This window comes from Acidiphilium sp. MT5 (genome assembly GCF_054767495.1).
Window position 1 is genome coordinate 1 of sequence record NZ_BAABMR010000033.1, and the last position, 2,678, is coordinate 2,678.

The following is a 2,678-nucleotide window of genomic DNA, read 5'->3' on the forward strand; positions in this document are numbered from 1 at the left end:
CGTATCCATCCGGTCTGGGCCGCCTGCCGCTACGGGAAGAAGCCGCTCATAAGAGCGCTGCTATGAGCTGCTTCTTATTCGGAGGGTGTTGGTTGGATGGAGATCATCACGGGGTCTGAGCGTCGGCGTCGCTGGCGGGATGAGGACAAGCTGCGGATTGTTGCGGAGGCTGAGACACCGGGGGCGGTATTTGCGGATGTTGCGCGGCGGCATGATGTTTCGCGTGGGCAGTTGTGGAAATGGCGTGGTCAGGTTCGGCGCGGTGAGTTAGCGGTGTCTTCGACAGAGCCGGAGTTCATCCCGGTTCGGGTGGTGGCGAGCGCGGCACTGTCGATGCCGCGCGTATCGGGCAAATCAGCGGCGGTGAACGAGTCCTCCGGCGAGCCGGTAGAGCAAAGCCGGGCGGGTCGATCGGCTCCGGGTCGGATTGAGATCGTGCTGCCGGACGGCACCTGTGTTCGGGTTGATGACGGGATTGGGATTGCCGCTTTGCGTCGGGTGATGATGGCGGTGCGGCGATGATCCCGGTTTCGGCAGGTGTGCGGATCTGGCTGGCGTCGGGGCATACGGATATGCGTCGCGGGATGAGGGGGCTCGCGTTGCAGGTGCAGGAAGGTCTCGGCCGGGAGCCATTCTGCGGGGACGTATTTTTCTTCCGGGGACGCAGCGGATCGCTGATTAAGGCGATCTGGCACGATGGCGTTGGTTTATCGCTTTTTGCGAAGCGTTTGGACAAGGGGCGGTTTATCTGGCCACAGACGACGGATGGGGTTGTGTCACTCACGGCGGGTCAGGTTGGTTATCTTCTGGAAGCGATCGACTGGCGAAATCCGCAACAAACTTGGCGACCGCAGTCGGCGGGGTAAGTGCAGAAAATCAGGGTAAAAATCCGCTGTCTTCTGCGGATTTTTGTAGCGAAACTCTCGTATTTTATGATTTAATCCAATTCATGGATATCGATTCGCTGGCTTTGCCGGACGACATAGCCGCCCTAAAAGAGATCGTTCGAGGAGCGATGGAGCGGGCGGATGCAGCCGAAGCCGATTCAGCTGCGGCGCGTGCGCGCCAGTCTGATACCGCTGCCTATATCGCGCATCTGAAGCTGCAGATTGAGAAGCTCAAGCGCGCCCTCTACGGCCCCAAGGCGGAACGCACGGCCCGGCTGCTCGACCAGATGGAGCTGCAACTTGAAGATCTCGAGACCAGTGCGACCGAGGATGAACTGCGCGCCGAGCAGGAGGCTGCGAAAGCCAAAACCACAAATGTTGCTGGCTTCACCCGCAAGCGTCCATCGCGCCAGTCCTTCCCCGAACACCTGCCCCGTGAGCGGATCGTGCTGCCCGGGCCGACCCAATGCTTCTGCTGTGGTGGATCACGCTTGGCCAAGCTCGGCGAGAGTGTGACCGAGACGCTGGAATCCACGCCGCGGACATTCAAGGTGATCCAGCATGTGCGGGAGAAGTTCACCTGCCGCGATTGCGAGAAGATCAGCCAGGAACCGGCACCGTTCCACACCATTCCACGCGCCTTCGCCGGCCCCAGCCTGCTCGCGATGATCGCTTACGACAAATTCGGTCTGCATCAGCCGCTGAACCGCCAATCCGAACGGTTTGCTCTGGAAGGTGTTGCGCTCAGCGTCTCCACCCTGGCGGATCTGATCGGGGCCACCTGTGTTGCGCTGAAGCCGGTGTATGACTTTATCAAGTCGATGGTGTTTACCGGCGAGCGGGTTCATGGGGATGACACTACCGTGCCGGTGCTGGCGCAGGGTCAGACCGATATCGCGCGCGTGTGGGTTTACGTGCGCGATGATCGGCCATTCAGCGGATCGGGTCCGCCCTGCGCGGTGTTCTATTATTCGCGCGATCGCGCCGGCATTCACCCGCAAACCCATCTCGCCGACTACAGCGGCATATTCCAGGCTGATGCGTATGGCGGTTACAACAAGCTCTATGAGCCGAACCGATCTCCGGGGCCGATCATCGAGGCGGCGTGCTGGGCTCATGGGCGACGAAAATTCTTCGAGCTGGCCGATATTGCACGCAACGCCAAACGCAAAGCTCAGGGTAAGACGCCCGCCTTCGTCGCCCCAATGGCGCTGGCTGCGGTGCAGCGGATCGACGCGCTGTTCGAGATTGAGCGGGGCATCAACGGTCGGTCGCCTGCCGAACGCCTGGCGGCACGCCAGCAACTCAGCGCCCCGCTGGTCACCGAGCTGGAGAGTTGGATGCGCGCCGAACGCGCCAAGCTGTCGCGTCACAACGATGTCGCTAAGGCGATGGACTACATGCTGAACCGTTGGCCAGCCTTCGCCCGGTTCCTGACCGACGGGCGGATTTGCCTCACCAATAATGCGGCAGAGCGTGCGCTGCGAACCATGGCTCTGGGCAGAAAATCATGGTTGTTCGCGGGTTCCGACCGCGGTGGAGAGAGGGCGGCCATGATGTACAGCCTGATCACGACGGCAAAGATGAACAATGTCGATCCGCAGGCTTGGCTCGCCGACATCCTCGCGCGCATCGCCAGCCATCCGGTCCACCGGATCGAGGAACTGATGCCCTGGAACTGGATCGCGCCGCAAAACCACAACCCAGTCGCACACGCCGCCTGATAACCCCACTCCAGAGATCCGTAAACGCCGCGCCGCTATCAGGCTGCGGTCCTCACCGGATGGATAC

General features: G+C 61.4%; 3 protein-coding genes. All 3 read left to right on the forward strand.

Features of this window, described 5'->3' with window-relative positions; genetic code table 11:
• Positions 1 to 96: 96 nt before the first annotated feature.
• The 3 genes from tnpA (at position 97) to tnpC (ending at position 2,611) form a co-directional block, all read left to right on the forward strand.
• Complete coding sequence (gene tnpA, locus ACYUCQ_RS16130; RefSeq protein WP_460255578.1) at positions 97 to 522, forward strand: IS66-like element accessory protein TnpA; 426 nt, start codon at positions 97 to 99, stop codon at positions 520 to 522.
• Positions 519 to 866: an IS66 family insertion sequence element accessory protein TnpB gene (gene tnpB, locus ACYUCQ_RS16135; RefSeq protein WP_460255579.1), complete on the forward strand. Its 348-nt coding sequence runs from the start codon at positions 519 to 521 to the stop codon at positions 864 to 866. The genes tnpA and tnpB overlap by 4 nt, the downstream gene beginning before the upstream one ends.
• An 83-nt stretch (positions 867 to 949) precedes the next feature.
• Positions 950 to 2,611: an IS66 family transposase gene (tnpC, locus tag ACYUCQ_RS16140; RefSeq protein ID WP_460255580.1), complete on the forward strand. Its 1,662-nt coding sequence runs from the start codon at positions 950 to 952 to the stop codon at positions 2,609 to 2,611.
• Positions 2,612 to 2,678: the final 67 nt, after the last annotated feature.

Bases quoted from the DNA above. Each gene is read 5' to 3' on its own strand.
- tnpA (WP_460255578.1), top strand. From the start codon at position 97: ATGGAGATCATCACGGGGTCTGAGCGTCGGCGTCGCTGGCGGGATGAG.
- tnpB (WP_460255579.1), top strand. From the start codon at position 519: ATGATCCCGGTTTCGGCAGGTGTGCGGATCTGGCTGGCGTCGGGGCAT.
- tnpC (WP_460255580.1), top strand. From the start codon at position 950: ATGGATATCGATTCGCTGGCTTTGCCGGACGACATAGCCGCCCTAAAA.